Here is a 20,067-nt window from a genome sequence, read left to right on the forward strand (position 1 = left end):
CTGGATTTTCTTGTTTCTCCCCTTGGTAATTGGGGATTAAGAGGGGTAAAAATGTGATAAAGTTTACCTCTAAAAAATCCTTCTTTTCATGACTCATAATTAAAGTAGGTTGGGTTGAGGCTGAGGAAAATCCAATATCCTAGACAAATTTTGGTTTCACGTTTTTCAACACAACCTAAATAAATACATTAGATTAAAAGTATTCATGCAATCTGTTGTAATTTATCCCTGAAGATAACTCTATGGCTAATTTCTGACTAACGAGTGGTACTACCAGTTATCAACCCCCATAAAAAGATAGCAATGATTGCACCAATAACAGCAATAATCAAACCGGGAATACTCAAAGCTGTCGTAGTTAGTTGTAATGTTCCTGTTTCTAGGAGAGTGACAATAGTTCCTCCAATTAAAGCCCCCACAATACCTAAAATCATAGTTGTGATGATTCCGCCACCTTGACGACCAGGGTAAACAGCTTTAGCGATCGCGCCAGCAATCAAACCCAGAATTATCCAAGCAATTAGGTTCATGATTTTAATTATTAATAGGTTCATCCATAATTTATTAATTCCTATCTGTTTTTACTTCTACCAGAAGAAATAGGTATTAATCAGCAAGGTTATATGATGTTAATGATGATATTTTTTACCATAAATATAGCAAAAATCGAAGTTAAAATGCTGAACCCTGAGTTAGTTAACTATTTTTAAAGTGTTATGGCACTACGCATACAGGTTAAAACATAAACTGATTATAAAAGTCAGATAACGAAACACTTTTACCCCACTCCACACTCCCTACTCCCCACTCCCCAGCTATACTTCTAAGATAATCTAGGATTTATATTTTTTTGAAGAAGTGAAATTTGCGATACTTTTTTATGACTAAACTAGGACTTATGATATGTCACTAATCATTGACTGATTTGTACTAGATTTTGCAGTTTTTTCCAAATTATATTTCTTGGGATATAATACTAACAAAATCATGACAATTTTATACAACAATTCGGGCATAAGTGTTATGAATCAAGCATTCAAAGTGGTAAAACTCAGTGGAATTATTAATACTAGTAATTCGGAAGAACTAAGACAAAATATTACTCATCTTCAAGTAACTGGGGCAAAAACTGTTTTAGTTGATTGTGAAGATGTTTCTTTTATGGATAGTTCTGCTTTGGGGGCTTTGGTATTAGCCTTTAAAACTTTGCGAGCGGGAGATATCAGGATGGTTTTATGTTCTATTAATGAACAAGTGAGGATATTATTTGAATTAACGGGTATGGATAAAGTTTTTGAAATATTTTCCAATCAAGAAGAATTTCATCAGACTTTACTGTCAAAAAAGTAATTAATCAAACTTAACTTGCAAGATTGATAAGTCGTCATCAAAAGCCTCTTTGGAGTTCAAAGCAGTGAGATAATTCAATACCTGATCTAGTTGGCGATCAATAGTATTTTGTAAACTAACAAGTATTTGAATAAAAGCTTCTAAACTCCAAAGTGTGCCATCTGATTTTGTGATTTCGTAAGCACCATCACTAAAAATATAGAGACTACTAAAGTTTTTAATATGACAAGACTTGTCAACATATTGAGCGTCTGGGAACATCCCCACTGGCATTCCTGGTGTTTTTAGGAGTTGAATATCAATGTTATTGGAAGATTTACCTGATAGTAAGATAGCTGGTGGATGACCAGCACTAGCATAAATTAACTGGCGATTAACTCGATTATAAACTCCATACCAAATAGTAAAATATTTGTCATTCTGATAATTCATCTGGAAGGTTTGATTTAAGGCGTTGAGTACAGCACTGGGCTGGTAGTAATTCAAACCTTTTAAGGCACGAGAACGTAACAAATTGAGAACGGAAATTGAGGGGAGAGCGGCTTTTAGTCCATGTCCTGCTGCATCTAGTAAGTATATCGCCAAATAGTTGGAATCGAGCCAGTAGTAATCGAAACAATCGCCCCCCAGTTGTCGAGAAGGAATGAAGCGAGAATTGATGCTGAAGGGTTCGCTGCTGGGTAAGGGTAGAAGCGATCGCATATATTCTGCTGCTTCTGTCAGTTCTGCTTCTAAAAGTCGTTTTTGAGTGTGTAAATCCTTACTTAACTGATGTAGGCGCAATCCGGCTCTGACTCTGGCTTTGAGTTCATTCTGTTCAATGGGTTTAGAGATAAAATCATCTGCACCAGCATCTAATCCTTTGACGCGATCGGCGATGGAATCTAGGGATGTGAGAAAAATAAAGAAAGTAGTAGACAATTTTGGGTCTGTTTTCATCAATTTACAGACTTCTAACCCATTCAATCCTGGCATAATCCAATCACAAATTACTAATGCGGGTTGGTATGCGATCGCCTGAGCAATTCCCTCGGCTCCATTACTCGCAGCAACTACCTGATAGCCCTGCTTTTCTAACATTCTTTTCAGGAGCGTTCGTATAGAAATATCATCATCAATTACCAGGATTTGAAACATATAAAATGCAAATTTAAAATTAATAAAAAATTAAAATTATCAATTCAGAAATATTCCTATGAGATTTTCTCATCTAGGATCAATGATATAGCAATTCCCACAGTAATAATTAAACGTAGATGGATGCAGATGAACGCAGATAATTTTCTACTTTATTGGACTAGGAAATGATATATCCATTAACCATAATCATTTCCCCACAGCAGTCATGAGAATTATGGGGGTGACAAGGGATTTATCCAGAGGAGAATAGCCCGTTTTAATTCGTTTAAATCTCGGTACATTTCTTGTCTAAACCATTGGCCTAAAGCGTCTAAGGGGGTAAATGAGCCTCCTGGTTGCCATTTGATATCTTGACCTAATGGTGTGGTGTGAGTACCTGTTAAAGTTTGTATTGTCACCATATCCGCAAAGCGTGCTTGTAAGATTTTAGTTAAAGGTGCTGATTGATCAATAGTATCCTTACTAAATTTTATTAATAAGTTGCGGCGGATATTGTAACTTTCATGTATGATTTGGTTGGTTTCTAAGGGTGAAGGTCTAAACTCAACCATAAAAGTACTATTCAATTGTTCTACTAAAGGGATAGCTTCTTTGGCGGCATAATTGTTGAAGGAAATTAAAATATTTCCGGCACGTTCTACAGGTAGAAGACTGCCAATCAGTAAGTGCAGTTTACAACCCATGCTATGCCCTAATCCATAAGTGGGCAGATAAATCTGGCGGAATGTCCCAGAGTCTTCTAATCGTTGTAGGGTGCGTTCAAAGTTCAGTAGTACAGTTTTAGCGATCGCCACATGATCTAAGGTATTAACAAATGGTGTAGCAATAATTACATACCCTTTGTTAGCCAGTTGTTCCAGTAACCAACGATAGGTGAGATGGGGTGCAGTGGCCACAAATGCACCGCCCAAAAAATGGATGATCCCAATGGGTTTGGGTGGAATCAGTACCCAGTTACCTCTAATTTCTTTCCAATCCATACCTGTAGGCGATCGCTAAATTCACACCTCTTTATGTTAGACCTTTGATCGTACTCCTGGGTGGCTTCAGGAAAAAAGTCATCACATTGCTTTTAGCCTTGGGTTTGCAGCCTTTTCATTTCTAGTTGCACATCTAAAGCAATTTGCAATGCTTCATTGAGCAATCTACCATGCTCCGTAGCTTCTTCTGTAACTTGCATCGCCGTTAAAGTTGCTAAATTATTGGTAAATAACTCTGTATTACTGAGAATAAAACTTTTATTTTCCCTTAAAATTCTTTCTGTTTTCAAAGCCCTAACTAAATCATTTTTTGTCAGCTTCAGCGCTGCAATAACTTTTGCTCTTTCTTGAATAACTACACCGGGATTTCCAGCATCTTCTATTTGATCATTGATATCAATTGCCTTAATTACAGAATTATATCTATCCACATCACGTAAAAGTATTTCTAAAGAATTTGTCATATTCTTATGGAGATTTTTCAGATTTTTCCGCCAGAATAAATACAAAATAATTTGTGTAACACCGCTACCCCAAGAGCCTAAAATAATTAACAATAACCAACTAGGAATTGTAATCCAAGTAGCGAACAACCTAATAATGATATCAAAGAGCAAATAACTAAAAACCAAGATAGAACAACTAATAAAAACTACAGTTGCTCCCTCAGAACCCTTAAGTTTATTTATAATCCTGCGACCAATTTTCCTGATAGGGTTGCTCAGAATAATTAACTCATCTTTAACAGGTAAATTAGTCAATTTTCGTAACTCTTTTTGACTAATATCTAAAGAATGTAAATCATCACGCACAGCCTTCGTCATCCCCACAAGACTAATTATTTATTACAATATAGCAATCAAATTTGTTCATGGCTCGTTTCCGAGGAATTTTTACCATGTTTTCATAGAAATAATTGCTACAAAAAAGATTTTAAAGTAGGATTTGATACGGATTTTACAAATTAATTAGTCATATTTGCAGAGAAAACCCTATTTGTAAATATTACACATAATTGCAAAAACCCTCATACAAGGATTTTTATTTTCTAGCACAGTTACCTGTAATTTGACACTCTAGCTAAAGTATAGAACTGTCGAACATGAAGACAGAGATAAAAAAGTCCATCATAAAAATTAATACCCAAGTAGTGACAACTGCCGTTGTTGCTGATTCTCCCACTTCCTTTGCACCGCCTTTGGTAGTTAGTCCCCAACTACAGCCATTGATAGCCACAATAGCGCCAAAAATCAGACCCTTAACCAAAATCATATTTAAATCCGATGGTTGCAAAAAAGTTCGCACAGATTCTAAAAATGCTTCGGGATCGATATTATAAAATTTTGATGCAGCAAAAACCCCGCCAGTTATGCCGACAACTAAGGCAAAAACCATCATAATTGGCATCATTAAAACACAAGCAATGACTCTAGGAAGTACCAAATAATCAATGGGATTTGTTTTCAGCATATAAAGTGCATCGATTTGTTCTGTAACTCGCATAGCACCTATTTCGGCTGCAAAAGCCGAACCTACCTGTCCCGCAATAATACTAGCTGTCAAAATTGGTGCTAACTCTCGGCAAAAAGCCAATGCAAAAGCACCTCCTACGGCATCTACTGCACCAAATCTGACTAATTCTCTAGCAGTTTGAATGGTAAAAATCATACCTGCAAACCCACTCACAAGGAGAACGGGAAAAACAGAACCGGGGCCAGCAGTCACCATGTGGGACAAAATTTTCCGGTAGTAAGTTTTTCCTTGGAGTAAATGCAGTAGAACTTGACCAAAAAGTAACACTGCGGCCAAGCAGCGTACAATCCATAATTGATCTAATTTTTTTTTTGTTTGCATTACTGCATATCAAGATGTGATAAACATTGAAAGACGTTTAGCTGGTTCTGAAAGTTCAGTAAGTATAAACTGATCCTCTTGATGAAAATGCAATTGTTGCTTTTAATTAAGGAATTTACCAGTGGATCAGGATAAAAAGGGAATAGCCGCAGATAGAGAAAACAAAAGCGATCGCCACTGAAAAAATTACCACATCCCGCACAAGAAATAAAATCCAATCTTTTCTCAGTTCCTGTCTAAACTTGAGTTCCCGTAGCTTTATATCCAGTTCCGCTTCTGCTTGTGATTGCAGGTTTACTGGTGATATAACTGGTTTTTTATCTCCATCCATATTTCTTTAACCATAATTTTCCTTGCATATTGCCATTTTTACCAAAAGAAATCCTACCCCTTCCCTAAATCCCCCAAGTCTGGGGGACTTTAAAGATTATTCCCTATCTTAGAGGATGTTTTAAAAGTTTTGGGCGAATATAATTCGCTACTACACAAACGAAGTCCGCCTGCGCGGACTAACAAGAAACTGAGGATTTTCAACCCACGTAGGTGGGTTTACCCTGTGTAGCCGCGACTTCTAGTCGCCAGGGCTAGTTGTTAATTGTTATTGATTTTAGCGGTGATTTTATCTAATAAATGACTAATTTTTTCCGCCCTTTGAGGTTGTCGCTGTTTTTGCAATAAGGCTTGTGCTTGTTGCAGATTAGTTTTGGCTTTTTCGGGCTGATTTTGTTCTATGAAAATGTTGGCTAAACGCAAGTAAGCATCTGGATTTTTGGGACTGCTTGCAATGACTTCTTGGTATAGTTCTGTTGCTTCCTCTACTTTACCTTTGTCTTTAACAATATCTCCCAATAACAAGCGGACGACATCATTAGTAGAGTTGAGAGAAATCACTTTCCGAAAAGCGGCTTCTGCGCCTTGATAGTCTTTTTGTTCATAAAGTTTTACCCCTAGTTGGAAGGAGTTGGAGGTATTCAAAGTTTTCCAAGAGAAATAACCAAGGATCATGAGGGCGATCGCCACTGGAATAATGGCGAAAGTATCCGTTGTTTTCAAATTTTCCAACATAGTTTTATCCTAAAATACAGGCAATGGGGAACATAATGTATTCGAGAAAAAAGAGTTTCCAAATAAATTGATAAAATTGGGCGATCGCACTCTTATCTTCTAAGTCTACTGACAAACTTCGCATCCACATTCCAGCTAAAATTACTAGATGAGTAATCACTAAAAATGCTGGGTTAATATCAGCAAAACGCAGCACCCCAATTAGAATCATTCCTAAATAACAAAGAGTCAACACCCACAGCGCCAAATTAAATACTGCTTGGGGACCGAGTTGAATGGTAAAAGTAGTGATATTGTAAAGGCGATCGCCTTCCATATCGGGGATATCTTTAAAGATGGCGATCGCAAAGGTAAACACCAAAATAAAGACGGTTAAAATCCACACCGCCGGAGGAATAGTCGGAGTTCCGCCTAATGCCCAATTAAAGTGCAAAAATAGCCCCAAATTCACAATGGTTCCCCGCACCGAAAAAATACACAGCGCCGCCCAAAAAGGAAATTGCTTCAAGCGAATTGGTGGTAAAGAATAAGCCGTACCAATAGCCAAACTCAAAGCCACCATTCCCAATAAAAAAGGCCCAGTTAACCCAGCCACTACCAGCGCCAAAATGCCCATAATAATGACAATTAATTGGCCTTGTTTCTGAGAAAATTCTCCAGATGCTAGAGGTAAATGGGGTTTATTAATCTTGTCAATCTCAACATCCTCTAGTTGATTCAAACCCACAATATAAACATTGCCACACAAACAAGCAATCCACGCACCCATAACAGAAATGAGTTGCACAGGTGAAAAACTAGTTGATGTCAGACCAACAGGAATTAAATACAAACCCCACACACTTAAACTCGTGCCAATAATCGTATGAGGGCGGGAAAACTTCCAAAAAGCATAAAGCCAATTAGGTTGAAAATTAGAAGACTGACCAGAAATTTGACTCATAAAAAATTTTAGATGAATGATTGGGGACTAGGTATTGGGGACTGGGGACTGGGGACTGGGGATTGGGGATTGGGAATTGGGGACTAGGTATTGGGGACTAGGTATTGGGTATTGGGGACTAGGAACTTTTCCCCCCTGCACCCTGCACCCTGCACCCTGCACCCCTGCCTCTTACTTACTTACTTCCGCATACCAAGCCAAAGCGAATCAACCCACGCTTATAACCGTCACTCATTAAACCTAGAGATAATGCGCCTTGAATAGTTGTCCAACCAGAAGTGAGTAAGCCAAAAAGGGCTTGGGGAGTAAAAGCGGAATCAATGACAATATTCCAAAATGGGGCTACAGCCGTTGACCAATCAGCAGTGCGAAGATTGTTTAATGGTAATTGACGTGCGATCGCCTCATATTCTGGTAACGAAATCACATAAGGTAGACAATAGACCCGATAAATCTCTTCTAAATGCTTTTGTTCATCTGCGGTTAAGGGAGCATGATCAGTGGGACGATGGCACCAAGTAACCATAATCAGCTTGCCACCAGGTTTTAAAACTCGATAGCATTCTTGCAAAAACTTAGTTTTATCCGGCATATGTTCCCCACTTTCCAGTGACCAAACCAAATCAAAAGAATCGTCAGGAAAGGGCATTGCTTGAGCATCTGCGACCTGAAATTGAGTTCTAGCACTCAAACCAGCATATTGCGCGCGTTCGGTAGCTCTAGCGGCTTGTACAGGGCTTAAAGTAATTCCCGTAGCCTGTGCATTTAACCTGGCGGCTAAATAGAGAGAACTACCACCAATACCACAACCTACATCCAGAATATTTTCTGCTGTTTCTACCTCTGCCCATTTCAGCAGTTCTTCGATTAAATCAATTTGCGCCCGGCGGCGGTCTTTTTGTTCCCTACCATCTGCGCCATAGTAGCCGTGGTGCATATGTTCGCCCCAAATCTGTTCCCACAGACCAGAGGAAGCATCATAAAATTGCTGTATTTGCTGGTAAAGAGTTTCAGTCATGACGAAAGCAGTGTTAAAACAATGCGGAATTTAAATAAACATACTGGTAGGCTACCATGTGTGTTTTTAATTGAATAAGATTGTTTTTGCTTCCAGGGGTGTTAACTCATGAATCGTCCCTAGAGGAATTTGTAAATATTGGTCTTGTTATGACAGTTTCTCGCACAGTTTGCTTGGGCTTTTTAGCTGTGATCACGGTGGGGACTATCCTGCTGATGATGCCTTTCTCTACTAGCACTGGTACTTGGAATGACCCCATTGTAGCGGTATTTACAGCCACCTCTGCCGTTTGTGTTACTGGTTTGGCTGTAGTGGATACTGGGACTGATTTTTCTTTTTGGGGTCAGTTGTTTATTCTGCTATTAGCTCAAATTGGCGGCTTGGGGTACATGACCACTACCACCTTTCTGATTATGCTAGTGGGGCGGAAATTTAACCTGCGGCAAAAAATCGCTATTCAACAAACCTTAGATCGACCGGGAATGCAAGGTAGCGCTCAACTTATCCGCTCAATTATTGCCACAACTTTGATTTTTGAAATTACAGGCATTTTGTTACTTATGCCGGCTTTTGTTCCTGACTATGGCTGGAGTCAAGGACTTTGGTTAGCGATTTTTCATAGTATTTCGGCTTGGAATAATGCCGGGTTTAGTTTATTCTCAGATAATTTAATTGGATATCAGTCCTCTGGATTAGTGGTTTTCACTATTACCATGTTGATCATTTTTGGTGGGATTGGTTATCAGGTAATCATAGAAGTGTATCTGTGGTTGCGCGATCGCCTGCTAAGAAAAACCACAAATTTAGTATTTTCATTGGATTTCAAAGTCGCTTCCAGCACAACTTTAATCCTTCTATTCCTTGGTACAGTTGCATTTTTGATCATAGAAATAAAAAATCCCGAAACATTTGGCTCAGTTAATTTATTCACCCAGCTATTAGCAGCTTGGTTTCAATCAGTCACCACCAGAACTGCTGGTTTTAATACCATTGATATTAGTCAAATGACCACGGCTGGCTTATTTATCACCATTGCATTTATGTTTGTTGGTGCTAGTCCTAGTGGGACTGGAGGAGGAATCAAAACTACCACATTAAGAGTTCTCACCAGTTGCACAAAATCAATTCTGCAAGGTAAGGAAGAAGTTTTATTATATGAACGAAAAATAGCAATATCTTTAATTCTAAAAGCTGTTGGTGTTTTAGTTGGTTCCGTGGGGATGGTGTTGTTATCGACAATATTAATTTCCATCACAGATCCCACGTTGAATTTTATCCAAATATTGTTTGAAGTTGTATCAGCCTTTGCGACTGTAGGGCTTTCAACAGGTATCACTAGTACCGTTTCCATCCCAGCCAAGGTGATTTTAATTGTCACCATGTATGTAGGAAGAGTAGGTGTTTTACTCCTGATGGCTGCTATACTAGGAGACCCTCGCCCCAGTAGGGTACACTATCCTGAAGAAAATTTACTGGTGGGATAGCTGGTTGGATAGATAGGGAAATTCAGTGTTCATTCATAACTAATTAATCCATCAATGTCAGTAACATGAACTGATAAAATATGAATGAGTAGGCAAAAAACTAAAACTTTTCCCAAATTTTAGTGTAATGCTTTTTACCCTGATCCCAGGGAGTAAAAATAAGGATAACAAATGTGAATCTGTCATCTATAGGCTTTTTTCGCAGTTTACGTCGAGATAATCACCAATTTGCGGTAATTGGGTTAGGTCGCTTCGGTAGATCAGTCTGTTCAACTTTGCACAAATTGGGTTATCAAGTACTAGCCACAGATGTTGATGAAAAGCTAGTATCAGATGCGTTACATGAGGAGATGGTTGGTCATGCTTTACAGCTAGACTCCACTGAACCAGCTGCACTTAAAGAAGCGGGAATTTTTGAATTTGATACGGTCATCATCGCCATTGGTAACTACATTCAAGAAAGTATTATTACCACTTTGAATGTAAAAGAGGGCGGTGTACCTCATGTTGTAGCCAAAGCATCTAGTGAAGTTCACCGTAAGCTGTTGAAACGAGTGGGTGCAGATCACGTAGTTTTTCCCGAATATGAAGCAGGTTGTGCTTTAGCGCGATCGCTCACCAAACCATCTATCTTAGACCGCTTTGATCTTGACCCAGATAACAGTATAGTCGAGATGATTGTACCTGATGAATTTCATGGTAGAACTATTTCTGAACTGCAACTGCGTAACCGCTATGGCTTGAATTTACTAGCTGTGAGTCAGGATGGCAAATTTAAAATCAATCCCGAACCCACCAAGCGCTTAGAACGTGGTTCAGCAATGGTAGTAATTGGCCATAACAAAGATATTAATCGCTTGCCGATTTGAATTAGATAGGTGCAAGATAGGAATTACACTTAAATATAAGTGTAAACAAGTTATAGAAATAAGTTGATTTTTGAGACATCTATGGATTTAATACTTGAAGATTTGACCGCCATTGATAATAAGCTTTCTCAACGTTATATTGAGCTTGATACCGGCGGATACTTTATTATCTATTTGGATCAAAGTGCAGGGTTAATTTACGCCAAGCATTTCACAAATGTGATTGATGATCAAGGTTTAGCCGTCGATCCGGAAACCGGGAAGGTAATTCCTGCTAAGGGGAAAGTGGAACGTACTCACACAACGGTTTTTAGTGGAAGGACGGCTAAGGAAATTTGTGTCAAAATTTTTGAAGAAACTCAACCCTGTCCAGTTACTCAGTTAGATCATGCTTCCTATTTAGGTCGGGAATTTCTCCGGGCTGAGGTAGCTTTAGTCACAGGGAAAGAGTATATTCAAGATTGAACCAGTAAACAGTTATCAAAGCGTATAGAGGGAAACTTAAACCCAATTAACTCTCTTGAGTGTTAACTGATAACTGATAAAGTTAGCTATCAGATGATGGTTGATTCACCTGGTAAACAAAATAAGTAGCCATCGGAATAATCGTAGCTGCAATTAACAGACCTACTACCCAAGCCGTAGCATTACCTTGATCAGTGTCTTCGGCTTTGGTAAATGTACCTTCTACCTGTACAGTTTCTTTAACTTCCGGTGGTCCTGGATCTGCTTCCCCAGAGAGAACTGCAACTAGGCGATCGCTTGCATCAGTAAATGCTTGGTTGTATTTATTACCGTCCCTAATGGGAATACCCAAGGTTTCGGAAAGTACACTTTCGGCGATCGCATCAGTCAATAAAGGCTTCACCTCAGCACCACTCAAAATAGCAGTACCATTAGTCACAGTATCCAACACCAACAATGTTTGATTAGCCTGTTCTGCGGGAGTAGGGAACCACTTCTCAAACAATTCTTGAGTAAAACTTTCTGGTGTTTCCCCATAATCCAGGCGACGAATAGTCACAAATCTGACTTCGTTACCCGTTTTTTTAGCTAAATCCTCAAAAGCACCGCTAATTTTACCTTCATTGATGCGACTAATAATTTCACCTTGATCTAAAACCCAATTGCTATTTCCCTCACTGAGACTAGGGATTTGATATACACCTGTAGCTGATGCAGGTGTGACAAACACCGATAAAGCTAAAATTACCATGACTAACGGTGCAATTAGCCAAGTTAGGTATTTTTTCACACTAAACATTTGGTTAAGTATCTTTTTCATCGGATGATTTCTTTAAGACAGCCTTGCACCAAAAATACTACACAACCCAGGTCAAAATCACCTGATTTACACATCTATTCAATTTTGGGTATATCCAGCAGGTAAATCCTTCGTAGAATAAATGCTTAAGACAAACGCAATCCTTATTCAGTAAGGGTTATAGATTTAGATTTACTTTCTATACGATTTGCGGATGAGTCTATTAAATCGCTAATCAACAAAATTACTATTCTCTCCAACAATATCCCAATCACTATGATTGGTTTCAACCTTGCAATTATTTATATGAATTAACTCATGAGTGTAGCCTTCAGAAACGTAAATTGCTGCTTTTGTTTCTACGTGATTTTTAATTAACAATAGCCTATCATCTACTATTTTTTGTGCAATTTTAGTAGCTTCTTCAGCTAAACATTCTTCATATTTTTCTAAATCATTTACTGAAAAATCTTCTTCTGATTTATTAATACCAAAAGTTGTTGGATCACGCTGTATTTGATTTAAATTAATTACAACTTCAAGCTCGATTTCAATAGTTTTTCTTAGTGTTAAAACTTGTTCAAACATAATAAAAGTGTGGTGCTTTGAATTACATAAATTATATTATGCCTTAAGTAGGATAAAAGCGCTACTATCGTACACCCAGATAGTAGCGTTGTAGTTAAAGCCCCCCATACTCATCCCTAGCAGCTATCCAGACTAGAGTTAGTAAACGTGTAAGATGGATATATAACCCAGCAGCAACTGGAATTTACCTAGATATGCCTCCATATTACCTGCCCAGGAATATGTTTCTAGAGAAGGCGATGTTGACAGTCCTGCAACAGACAGAATTATTTTGTATAAATTGGGCTGCATGAACTTTAATAGCGATCGCTCAACCAAGTGAGAAATGTTGCAAAATATAGATATAGCGCTCAAAAAGTAATTAACTATGACTGAAGCTAAGTCAACTCGTAGAGTAAACCGGGGAAGAATTTTTCCAGAAATTCAGTGGACAGAACCCCAGAAAGCCCAATGGAAAGCTGAACGCCAAGCATTTAAACAGCGCTGTGAGTTAATTTTTGCTCAGGTACAACCAGAATTACTTAAAACTCACTATAACTGGTATGTGGCAGTTGAACCAGAAAGCGGAGAATATTTTCTCGACAAAGACGCTTTCATCGTTGCACAGAAAGCACACGCAAAATACCCCAATGTGAAGTTGCAGGTTTTCCGCATCAATAAAACTGGGGTATGCGGTAGGATATGATTTCTGGTAAATTTGGTGATGAGGATGAATTATTTTTTGAAATAGAATTGATAACTGCTGACGGATTAGAAATAGCAGTAGATGCTCTTTTTGATACAGGTTTTTCTTGGTGGTTAGCAATTAATAACCAAGATTTAGAAGCACTCGGTTGGATTTATTTAGAACAGCAAACCATGCTCACAGCCCAAGGAAATGCAGAATTTGATATATATTTAGGTAAAGTGCGAATTGATGACCAAGATGTTGATATTCCTGTTCATGTAGGAGAAGGACTACCAGAAATATTACTTGGTCGCCAATGGTTAAAAGATAGACGCTTGGTAGTAGATATGTCTTTGAATGTATTAACACTTGGATAATCGCTTACAAAACTTTGGAAAATACTAAAAATGTATTTCCCCGGTCACCCACCAAAACATATGGGAACTAGTGATTACGGATTGGTGATTAGGAAATTAATCCTTTTTGAGTTTCAGGAATTTTAGCATATTTTGAAACTTAAAATTCTTCCAACTTAAAGCTACTGCACTTTGAATCGTTAAATCCCCTTCCTTGAGATTAGTCATCAAAGTTGAACCATTTTCCAGATTATGAAATAGCGCATCTACAAGCATTAATTGATTTCGCGGCAGAGTATAGTAAATTCTATCCTTTTCAATTCTCACTTCTTTGGGTAAATTCCCATCGGGTATTTTACCGCCCAAAAATATTTTCCATCCAGCAATTAGGTAACGGTAAACTATCGATTCCGTTTCAAATTCCGGGGTTTTTAATAAGCGCAGTTCTCCCGTGATTGAATCTTCATTAAGAGTGATTTTTTCAGGAATAAAATGTAGCTTAACTTGAATATTATTATGTAAAATTTTAGCAATAAATCCCTCCTCAGCGTCTGGTTCTAAGCTGGTTAATTGCTCAATTCTCGATTCTGCTTGTTGACACAAACGCAAAACCATTTTCTTTTTCAAAGTCAGTTCTTTAGTTTCCGAGCTAAAGGAAATATATTCTTCAACCCTTTTTTTGATTAATTCTTTAGACTCTTGCAGGGTTTCGTTGAGTTTGTTAAATACGCCCATATTTAGTTAATTATTGCCATAAGTTTTATATTGAATACCAAGGATTAATAATTACAACCCCTGTCCCAGCAAAATCTTTGGGGTAGAGTGTTATCTCTACTGAGGTCTAATTCTTCAGCAACTTCAGATAGGGGAGATTGACGGAAGAATTGTGAAAGTTTTCTTGGTTCTTCTGGGCGAGTATCGTGATTGTCTGTAGTCAAGCTTTGTGCCAACAGTTGGATAATATGCAGTTTATCTTTGGGAGAAAGTTGCAGAAGTTGTTGTTCAAGTTCTGGGATAACCATATAATTAATACTTTATTTGGGATTTTATCACTAAATCAACGGGTTTAGATTTAATAGGATTTTGTGGAAAAAGAGAGGACTTAAGTCCTCATTACAAACTACTGAAGTTGAGAAAAAATTGTCTCCCAGTTAATTACAGGTGGTCTTGTGCCTTTATTAACTAAATTAAAAGCTTTATTTTCTGTAGAAGGGTAAAAAATAGATTCCACACACGCAGCAGCTACATCTATCCGGCTAGCATCCCCTGCTAGGTTGTCACCACTTTCCACTACTACATCCTGTTTACCTCCTGTCTGAGCCTTGAGTAAGGTGTTGAGGTCGTAGGATGTGTAAGGGCCATCAATTAAACGTCCGGGACGAATAATTGTATAGGGTAGTCCAGAATTAATGATGGCTTGCTCTCCTTTCTCTTTAGCATCCAGGACACCAAAGGCGTTGAGAATATTAAAAGGTGGTTGATTTTTCCGGTGAACTCCCACAGAAGAAACGAAAATGTAGCGCTTGAGTTGGGGAGGTGCTACTGATACTAAGTTGCTGATACCTTCAGCATCTACTTTTTCTGGGTAATTTTTGGCTTTGCTATGGCGATATTCCCTATCTATCAAAATTCTTCCCCATTCCAGTAAGTTGGGTTGGGGGTCAAATTCCCATCTGTCAGAGGGAAAGGCGGTAGTTCCAGTACAACAAATAATGTAGTTAATATTCTGTATGGCTGGGGTAAGTGTGGAGATGTCGCGGATGTCACCCACAGAAATTTCTACTTGTTCATTAAACATTGTTCTGGCTTTGCTGGCGTTGCGGGTGAGGATACGCACTTTTAGCCCTTTTTCTAGCAATTTGGCGGTGACAAGTTGACCCACGCCACCAGTCGCACCAGCAACTAATACTAGGTCTTGAGATGAGGCTGTTACATTTGTCATAAACTGATTTTAAGATGGTTTAAGTTTATGGTAATGTAGCTGATGGTTTGACGTTTCTCTCTACAGATGGCGATCGCATCAAAAAACCAAAAACCCGGTCATAATAACCGGGCTTCTGATTCACAAGGCGGGGATAAGTTCCCCTAAGAGTTATAAAAATTCTGTATAAATCGCTGTACTATTAGGTAATACCACTACAGCCCAGACAATTCCGGAAAAATCTTTAAATATTTCTGCCAATTTTTTCTCCCCCCAGACTCCTGAGTTTTCCTAGCCCCTGACACCCAATACCCAGTACCCTGGAAAATGTACTAAAATCTATCACTTGAGTCATAAAGAGAGCAATCATGGCATCCATCCGCGAGTTGCACGCACAGTTAATTAAAAAAGAAATTTCTGCGGTTGAAATTACCCAAAAAGCTTTAGACCGTATTCAAGCATTAGAACCGAAATTACATAGTTTCTTACACGTAACCACAGAAAAGGCCTTAGAGCAGGCACGAGCTGTGGATGCTAAAATCGCTGCTGGTGAAGAAATTGGAATGTTGGCGGGGATTCCCATTGGGATTAAAGATAATTTATGTACTAAGGGTATCCCTACTACTTGCGCCTCTCGCATTTTAGAAAATTTTGTACCGCCCTATGAATCAACTGTCACCCAAAAATTGATTGATGCTGGGGCTATAATCATCGGCAAAACCAATTTAGATGAGTTTGGTATGGGCAGTTCTACTGAAAACTCTGCCTATCAAATGACAGCTAATCCTTGGGATTTATCAAGGGTTCCCGGCGGTTCTTCTGGGGGTTCGGCGGCGGCGGTGGCGGCTGATGAATGTGTTGCATCTCTGGGGACTGATACCGGGGGTTCCATTCGCCAACCTGCGGCTTTTTGTGGTGTGGTGGGGATAAAACCCACCTATGGACTGGTTTCTCGCTATGGTGTGATAGCTTACGCTTCATCTTTGGATCAGGTGGGGCCTTTGGGTCGGTCGGTGGAAGATACTGCTATAGTCTTGAATGCGATCGCAGGTTATGATCCCAAAGACTCTACCAGCTTACAAGTAGAAATCCCCAACTACGCCGCCCATTTAAAACCCGACTTTAAACCCAGAGGAAAGTTACGAATTGGCGTAATTAAAGAAACTTTTGGTAATGGGTTAGATTCAGTTGTAGAAAATGCTGTCACTCAAGCCATAGATGTATTACAAAGTTTAGGAGCCGAAGTACATATTATTTCCTGTCCCAACTTCCGCTATGGCGTACCTAGTTACTACATTATCGCCCCATCGGAAGCATCAGCTAACTTAGCTCGTTACGATGGTGTTAAATACGGCTTCCGGGCTGAAGATGCAGATAATCTTTTATCTATGTATACTCGTACCCGTGCTAGTGGTTTTGGTACAGAAGTAAAACGCCGGATTATGATTGGTACTTATGCCCTTTCTGCTGGCTATTATGATGCTTACTATCTCAAAGCCCAAAAAGTCCGGACTTTGATTAAACAAGACTTTGAAAATGCCTTTAAGAAAGTTGATGTCTTAGTTTGTCCCACTGCTCCCACCACAGCATTTAAAGCCGGAGAAAAAGTGAGTGATCCTCTAAGTATGTACTTAAATGACTTGATGACTATTCCCGTCAATCTCGCAGGTTTACCCGGTTTAAGTTTACCTTGTGGTTTTGATGAACAGGGATTACCCATTGGCATCCAACTTATTGGTCAGGTACTACAAGAAGAACAACTATTTCAAGTTGCTTATGCTTATGAACAATCAACTAATTGGTTAATTAATCAGCCAAAACTATGATTCCTCACTAGGGTGGTGAGACATCCGGGTATAGTCCCCTTCTCGGTTGCGAGGAGGGGTGATTGTATTTTACTCGTAGCACTACGCGTATACGTTGGGACATAAACTGATCATAAAAGTTAGACACCAAAAGGCTTTTACCCCACTCCCCCGGTTACTGAGCGGAGTCGAAGTAACTCCCCAGCTATAACCAAGAAACGCTATATATTCCCAAAATACTTTTAATTTCAATGAAATTGTTTTTCCATCTACTAGTGACGATAGAAATAATTGTTGTCATTGCCTACTTAGCCATCTGTCTATTTCTTTTTATCAAACAGCCTCAGTTTATTTTCTTTCCTTCTAGTGAATTGGAAAAAACACCGGAGTTTTTTGATGTCTTATACGAGGATGTCTGGCTACCTGTAAAAAATGATCGTGGTGAGACGGAACTAATACATGGTTGGTGGATTCCAGGAACACAACCTGATGGTAATGTGTTGCTATATCTACATGGTAATGCTATCAATATTGGGGCTAATATGGGTCATGCTTATCGGCTACATAAACTAGAATTTTCTGTACTTTTGATTGATTATCGTGGCTATGGTCGCAGTTCAGGTGAATTTCCTAATGAAAAACGGGTTTATCAGGATGCAGCCATAGCATGGAATCACTTAGTATCAGATAAGCAGATTCCCCCGGATAAAATTTTTATTTATGGTCATTCTATGGGAGGGGCGATCGCTATTGATTTAGCTATCCAAAACCCAGAAGCTAGGGGATTGATTGTGGAAAGCTCCTTTAGTTCTATTCAAGAGATGATAGCTTACAAGAATGCATTTCGGATTTTTCCTGTTAATTTAATCTTGAATCAGCGTTTTGACTCTATTCAAAAAGTACCAGATTTAAAAATGCCAGTGTTATTTATTCATGGTACTGCTGATACCACTGTCCCTTCTTTTATGAGTCAAAAACTATATCATGCTGCTCCTGAACCGAAAAAATTATTTTTAGTCCCAGGTGCAGAGCATAATAATACAGCTACTGTGGGCGGTGAAGAATATCTCGAATTGGTAAAATCTTTTGTGCAATTGGCTGAAGGTAGGTAGGGGACTTGTGAAAATATTTTTTATACTATTGAGATAATAATTGAAATTTAATTTTTTATGTATAAATTTTATTAGTTTGTTATTACCTAGCAAGTTGACTGTTTGTCATGCGATCGCACAAAAACATCTGAATTAAATATATGGTAACCAGCAAGGACTTTAGAAAATAAACTGATCATAAAAGTTAGACACCAAAAGGATTTTACCCCATTCCCCACTCCCTACTCCCCACTCCCCACTCCCCACCTATATAATAATTCTCCGTTAACAGTAAATTTTCTGATAATCAGAGTAATTTATAATTTTTCTGTGAAAAACAGACAATTAATACAGAATATTCCGGATATTACAGGATAAAAGGCGTGAAATTATACAGTTTAGCCCCCCTTTTCTCTAAATATCAGGAGCAATATTGAATTATGACTATGACACCTGCATATTTGTTTACTATTCCTGGAAATGATAGTATCCAAGTCACTCAAGATGAATTGCGATCGCTATTAAGTAAAATTGAAGCCGAACTGCACAATAGTAAAGTTTATGTTCTGGCTATGAATACATTACAAAACTTGTTAGGACATTCCGGAGAACCCATCAAGATTTTACTTAAAGCTGTAGGGAGAGAGGCTATTACCTTAGCTTTTCAACAAATGTTACAACCGGAAAAATTTACAGAAACTCATAATATAGCATCAATTGTTGCCACAGAAACAACTAGTGAATCCTCAAGTATTGATGTAAAATCGCCAACCAGCAGTACAGATATTCAGGAAAATGATATATCATCAGAATCTCCTGTAAACCACGGTGAAAAGTCCCCAATTAAGTCTCCAATTGTCATACTGAAAAAATGGTTGCATGGTCATAAAAAAACTGAAAAACCTGACATTAAACAGTCAACAGTAGCCGAAAAACGTCTAGAAATGATGTCAATAATTGGTCAAAAAATTAAACAAGCTCGTGAGGATCGAGGTCTTTCTCTTTACCAACTTAATATTTACACTCATATTCCCATTCATCGCATGGAAGCTATTGAAAGTAGTAACTTTGATTTATTACCAGAAGATACTTTAGTACGTTCATTTATTCGCTCTATGGGTAACGCTGTCGGATTAAATGGCACAATGTTAGCAGCTTCGTTACCAGCAGAAAAGGGAGTACCATCACTGACTCGTTCTTGGAAAAATTCTCCAGCATCAGAAGAATTGGGTATCCCTCTGAGTCCCATGCATCTTTATGTAGGTTATACAGCCCTCATTGCTGGATCTGTGGGAGGATTATCTTTAACTTCTCAACAATTTAATACTGGTAGAGTTCTGAATCCAGAAATAGTAAATTGTCCATCTGTTTCTGTTTCTCCATCATCCCAGATATCCGAAGTCTGCATTAAGTCAGGATTAAAGTCTGGGGGAATGGATGCTAATATTTCGCCGCCAGAAACTTTTTAATTTAGCTATAAATTAAATTCTCAAATCTAATCTATAGTAAATACAAATGTCGGCGAATTATATCGTTAAATTGAGTTTAAAGCCTCGCCCTAAAAGGGCGAGTTTATTTTGCCGTTTAGTACAAGAGTATAGGAATAGCTCCTGGAGGTGCAAAAGACGTGAGAAAGACCATTATATTGGTTTAAATTTTATCAAATTATCAA

23 protein-coding genes are annotated in these 20,067 nt (G+C 38.4%); 9 read left to right on the forward strand and 14 right to left on the reverse strand.

Going from position 1 to position 20,067, the window contains the following annotated elements; translation table 11 throughout:
- Nucleotides 1–257: 257 nt before the first annotated feature.
- Nucleotides 258–530 carry a GlsB/YeaQ/YmgE family stress response membrane protein gene (locus ACM0OP_RS03600; protein WP_414527063.1) on the reverse strand — a complete coding sequence of 91 codons (273 nt, stop codon included), beginning with the start codon at nucleotides 528–530 and terminating at the stop codon, nucleotides 258–260.
- A gap of 493 nt (nucleotides 531–1,023) precedes the next feature.
- On the opposite strand from ACM0OP_RS03600, the gene ACM0OP_RS03605 reads away from it, so the two are divergent.
- Nucleotides 1,024–1,350 carry an STAS domain-containing protein gene (locus ACM0OP_RS03605; protein WP_414527018.1) on the forward strand — a complete coding sequence of 109 codons (327 nt, stop codon included), beginning with the start codon at nucleotides 1,024–1,026 and terminating at the stop codon, nucleotides 1,348–1,350.
- On the opposite strand, the gene ACM0OP_RS03610 is transcribed toward ACM0OP_RS03605, so the two are convergent.
- The 8 genes from ACM0OP_RS03610 to ACM0OP_RS03645 all read right to left on the reverse strand — a co-directional run bounded on the left by ACM0OP_RS03610 (nucleotide 1,351) and on the right by ACM0OP_RS03645 (nucleotide 8,350).
- Nucleotides 1,351–2,487, reverse strand: coding sequence for a PP2C family protein-serine/threonine phosphatase (locus ACM0OP_RS03610; RefSeq protein WP_414527019.1), 1,137 nt, complete (start codon nucleotides 2,485–2,487; stop codon nucleotides 1,351–1,353).
- A gap of 215 nt (nucleotides 2,488–2,702) precedes the next feature.
- Nucleotides 2,703–3,470 carry a DUF1350 family protein gene (locus ACM0OP_RS03615; RefSeq protein ID WP_414527020.1) on the reverse strand — a complete coding sequence of 256 codons (768 nt, stop codon included), beginning with the start codon at nucleotides 3,468–3,470 and terminating at the stop codon, nucleotides 2,703–2,705.
- Between the two features lie 92 nt (nucleotides 3,471–3,562).
- Entirely contained in the window at nucleotides 3,563–4,294 is a 732-nt protein-coding gene (locus ACM0OP_RS03620; RefSeq protein WP_414527021.1) for a hypothetical protein, read from the reverse strand.
- 256 nt (nucleotides 4,295–4,550) lie between these two features.
- A complete protein-coding gene (locus ACM0OP_RS03625) occupies nucleotides 4,551–5,324 on the reverse strand; it encodes an MlaE family ABC transporter permease (RefSeq protein WP_414527022.1) in 774 nt (257 codons plus the stop codon).
- A 115-nt stretch (nucleotides 5,325–5,439) separates the two neighbouring features.
- A complete protein-coding gene (locus tag ACM0OP_RS03630) occupies nucleotides 5,440–5,655 on the reverse strand; it encodes a hypothetical protein (RefSeq protein ID WP_414527023.1) in 216 nt (71 codons plus the stop codon).
- A 260-nt stretch (nucleotides 5,656–5,915) separates the two neighbouring features.
- Nucleotides 5,916–6,389: a tetratricopeptide repeat protein gene (locus ACM0OP_RS03635; RefSeq protein ID WP_414527024.1), complete on the reverse strand. Its 474-nt coding sequence runs from the start codon at nucleotides 6,387–6,389 to the stop codon at nucleotides 5,916–5,918.
- Nucleotides 6,390–6,393: 4 nt separating this feature from the next.
- Complete coding sequence (locus ACM0OP_RS03640; RefSeq protein ID WP_414527025.1) at nucleotides 6,394–7,332, reverse strand: homogentisate phytyltransferase; 939 nt, start codon at nucleotides 7,330–7,332, stop codon at nucleotides 6,394–6,396.
- Between the two features lie 175 nt (nucleotides 7,333–7,507).
- Entirely contained in the window at nucleotides 7,508–8,350 is an 843-nt protein-coding gene (locus ACM0OP_RS03645; protein WP_414527026.1) for a methyltransferase domain-containing protein, read from the reverse strand.
- 149 nt (nucleotides 8,351–8,499) lie between these two features.
- Between ACM0OP_RS03645 and ACM0OP_RS03650 the strand changes: the two genes are divergently transcribed.
- The 3 genes from ACM0OP_RS03650 to ACM0OP_RS03660 all read left to right on the forward strand — a co-directional run bounded on the left by ACM0OP_RS03650 (nucleotide 8,500) and on the right by ACM0OP_RS03660 (nucleotide 11,168).
- Nucleotides 8,500–9,834, forward strand: a complete 1,335-nt coding sequence (locus ACM0OP_RS03650) for a TrkH family potassium uptake protein (RefSeq protein WP_414527027.1) — start codon at nucleotides 8,500–8,502, stop codon at nucleotides 9,832–9,834.
- Nucleotides 9,835–10,007: 173 nt separating this feature from the next.
- Complete coding sequence (locus ACM0OP_RS03655) at nucleotides 10,008–10,703, forward strand: potassium channel family protein (RefSeq protein ID WP_414527028.1); 696 nt, start codon at nucleotides 10,008–10,010, stop codon at nucleotides 10,701–10,703.
- 81 nt (nucleotides 10,704–10,784) lie between these two features.
- A complete protein-coding gene (locus ACM0OP_RS03660; RefSeq protein ID WP_414527029.1) occupies nucleotides 10,785–11,168 on the forward strand; it encodes a DUF4346 domain-containing protein in 384 nt (127 codons plus the stop codon).
- 82 nt (nucleotides 11,169–11,250) lie between these two features.
- Here the strand turns inward: ACM0OP_RS03660 and psb32 are convergent, their stop codons facing one another.
- Together psb32 and ACM0OP_RS03670 are read right to left on the reverse strand one after the other, a co-directional pair.
- Nucleotides 11,251–11,988, reverse strand: a complete 738-nt coding sequence (gene psb32, locus ACM0OP_RS03665) for a photosystem II repair protein Psb32 (protein ID WP_414527030.1) — start codon at nucleotides 11,986–11,988, stop codon at nucleotides 11,251–11,253.
- A 210-nt stretch (nucleotides 11,989–12,198) separates the two neighbouring features.
- The gene (locus tag ACM0OP_RS03670; RefSeq protein WP_414527031.1) at nucleotides 12,199–12,555 is read right to left on the reverse strand and encodes a hypothetical protein; all 357 of its coding nucleotides are present in this window, start codon (nucleotides 12,553–12,555) and stop codon (nucleotides 12,199–12,201) included.
- Nucleotides 12,556–12,922: 367 nt separating this feature from the next.
- On the opposite strand from ACM0OP_RS03670, the gene ACM0OP_RS03675 reads away from it, so the two are divergent.
- Complete coding sequence (locus tag ACM0OP_RS03675) at nucleotides 12,923–13,240, forward strand: hypothetical protein (protein WP_414527032.1); 318 nt, start codon at nucleotides 12,923–12,925, stop codon at nucleotides 13,238–13,240.
- Nucleotides 13,237–13,599, forward strand: coding sequence for an aspartyl protease (locus ACM0OP_RS03680; RefSeq protein ID WP_414527033.1), 363 nt, complete (start codon nucleotides 13,237–13,239; stop codon nucleotides 13,597–13,599). Before ACM0OP_RS03675 ends, ACM0OP_RS03680 begins: the two co-directional genes overlap by 4 nt.
- A gap of 96 nt (nucleotides 13,600–13,695) precedes the next feature.
- Here ACM0OP_RS03680 and ACM0OP_RS03685 read toward each other — a convergent pair whose 3' ends face one another.
- From ACM0OP_RS03685 to ACM0OP_RS03695, 3 genes are all read right to left on the reverse strand, one after another.
- Entirely contained in the window at nucleotides 13,696–14,313 is a 618-nt protein-coding gene (locus tag ACM0OP_RS03685; RefSeq protein WP_414527034.1) for a hypothetical protein, read from the reverse strand.
- A gap of 44 nt (nucleotides 14,314–14,357) precedes the next feature.
- Nucleotides 14,358–14,600 carry a hypothetical protein gene (locus tag ACM0OP_RS03690; protein WP_414527035.1) on the reverse strand — a complete coding sequence of 81 codons (243 nt, stop codon included), beginning with the start codon at nucleotides 14,598–14,600 and terminating at the stop codon, nucleotides 14,358–14,360.
- 98 nt (nucleotides 14,601–14,698) lie between these two features.
- On the reverse strand, nucleotides 14,699–15,520 hold the full coding sequence (locus ACM0OP_RS03695; protein ID WP_414527036.1) for an SDR family oxidoreductase: 822 nt from the start codon (nucleotides 15,518–15,520) through the stop codon (nucleotides 14,699–14,701).
- Between the two features lie 347 nt (nucleotides 15,521–15,867).
- Between ACM0OP_RS03695 and gatA the strand changes: the two genes are divergently transcribed.
- The 3 genes from gatA (at nucleotide 15,868) to ACM0OP_RS03710 (ending at nucleotide 19,864) form a co-directional block, all read left to right on the forward strand.
- Nucleotides 15,868–17,325, forward strand: coding sequence for an Asp-tRNA(Asn)/Glu-tRNA(Gln) amidotransferase subunit GatA (gatA, locus tag ACM0OP_RS03700; protein WP_414527037.1), 1,458 nt, complete (start codon nucleotides 15,868–15,870; stop codon nucleotides 17,323–17,325).
- Nucleotides 17,326–17,555: 230 nt separating this feature from the next.
- On the forward strand, nucleotides 17,556–18,416 hold the full coding sequence (locus ACM0OP_RS03705) for an alpha/beta hydrolase (protein ID WP_414527038.1): 861 nt from the start codon (nucleotides 17,556–17,558) through the stop codon (nucleotides 18,414–18,416).
- A gap of 419 nt (nucleotides 18,417–18,835) precedes the next feature.
- A complete protein-coding gene (locus tag ACM0OP_RS03710) occupies nucleotides 18,836–19,864 on the forward strand; it encodes a helix-turn-helix domain-containing protein (RefSeq protein WP_414527039.1) in 1,029 nt (342 codons plus the stop codon).
- Nucleotides 19,865–20,067 lie beyond the last annotated feature (203 nt).

The organism is Nodularia chucula CCY0103 (genome assembly GCF_963923915.1).
In the GTDB taxonomy this organism is placed as follows: domain Bacteria; phylum Cyanobacteriota; class Cyanobacteriia; order Cyanobacteriales; family Nostocaceae; genus Nodularia; species Nodularia chucula.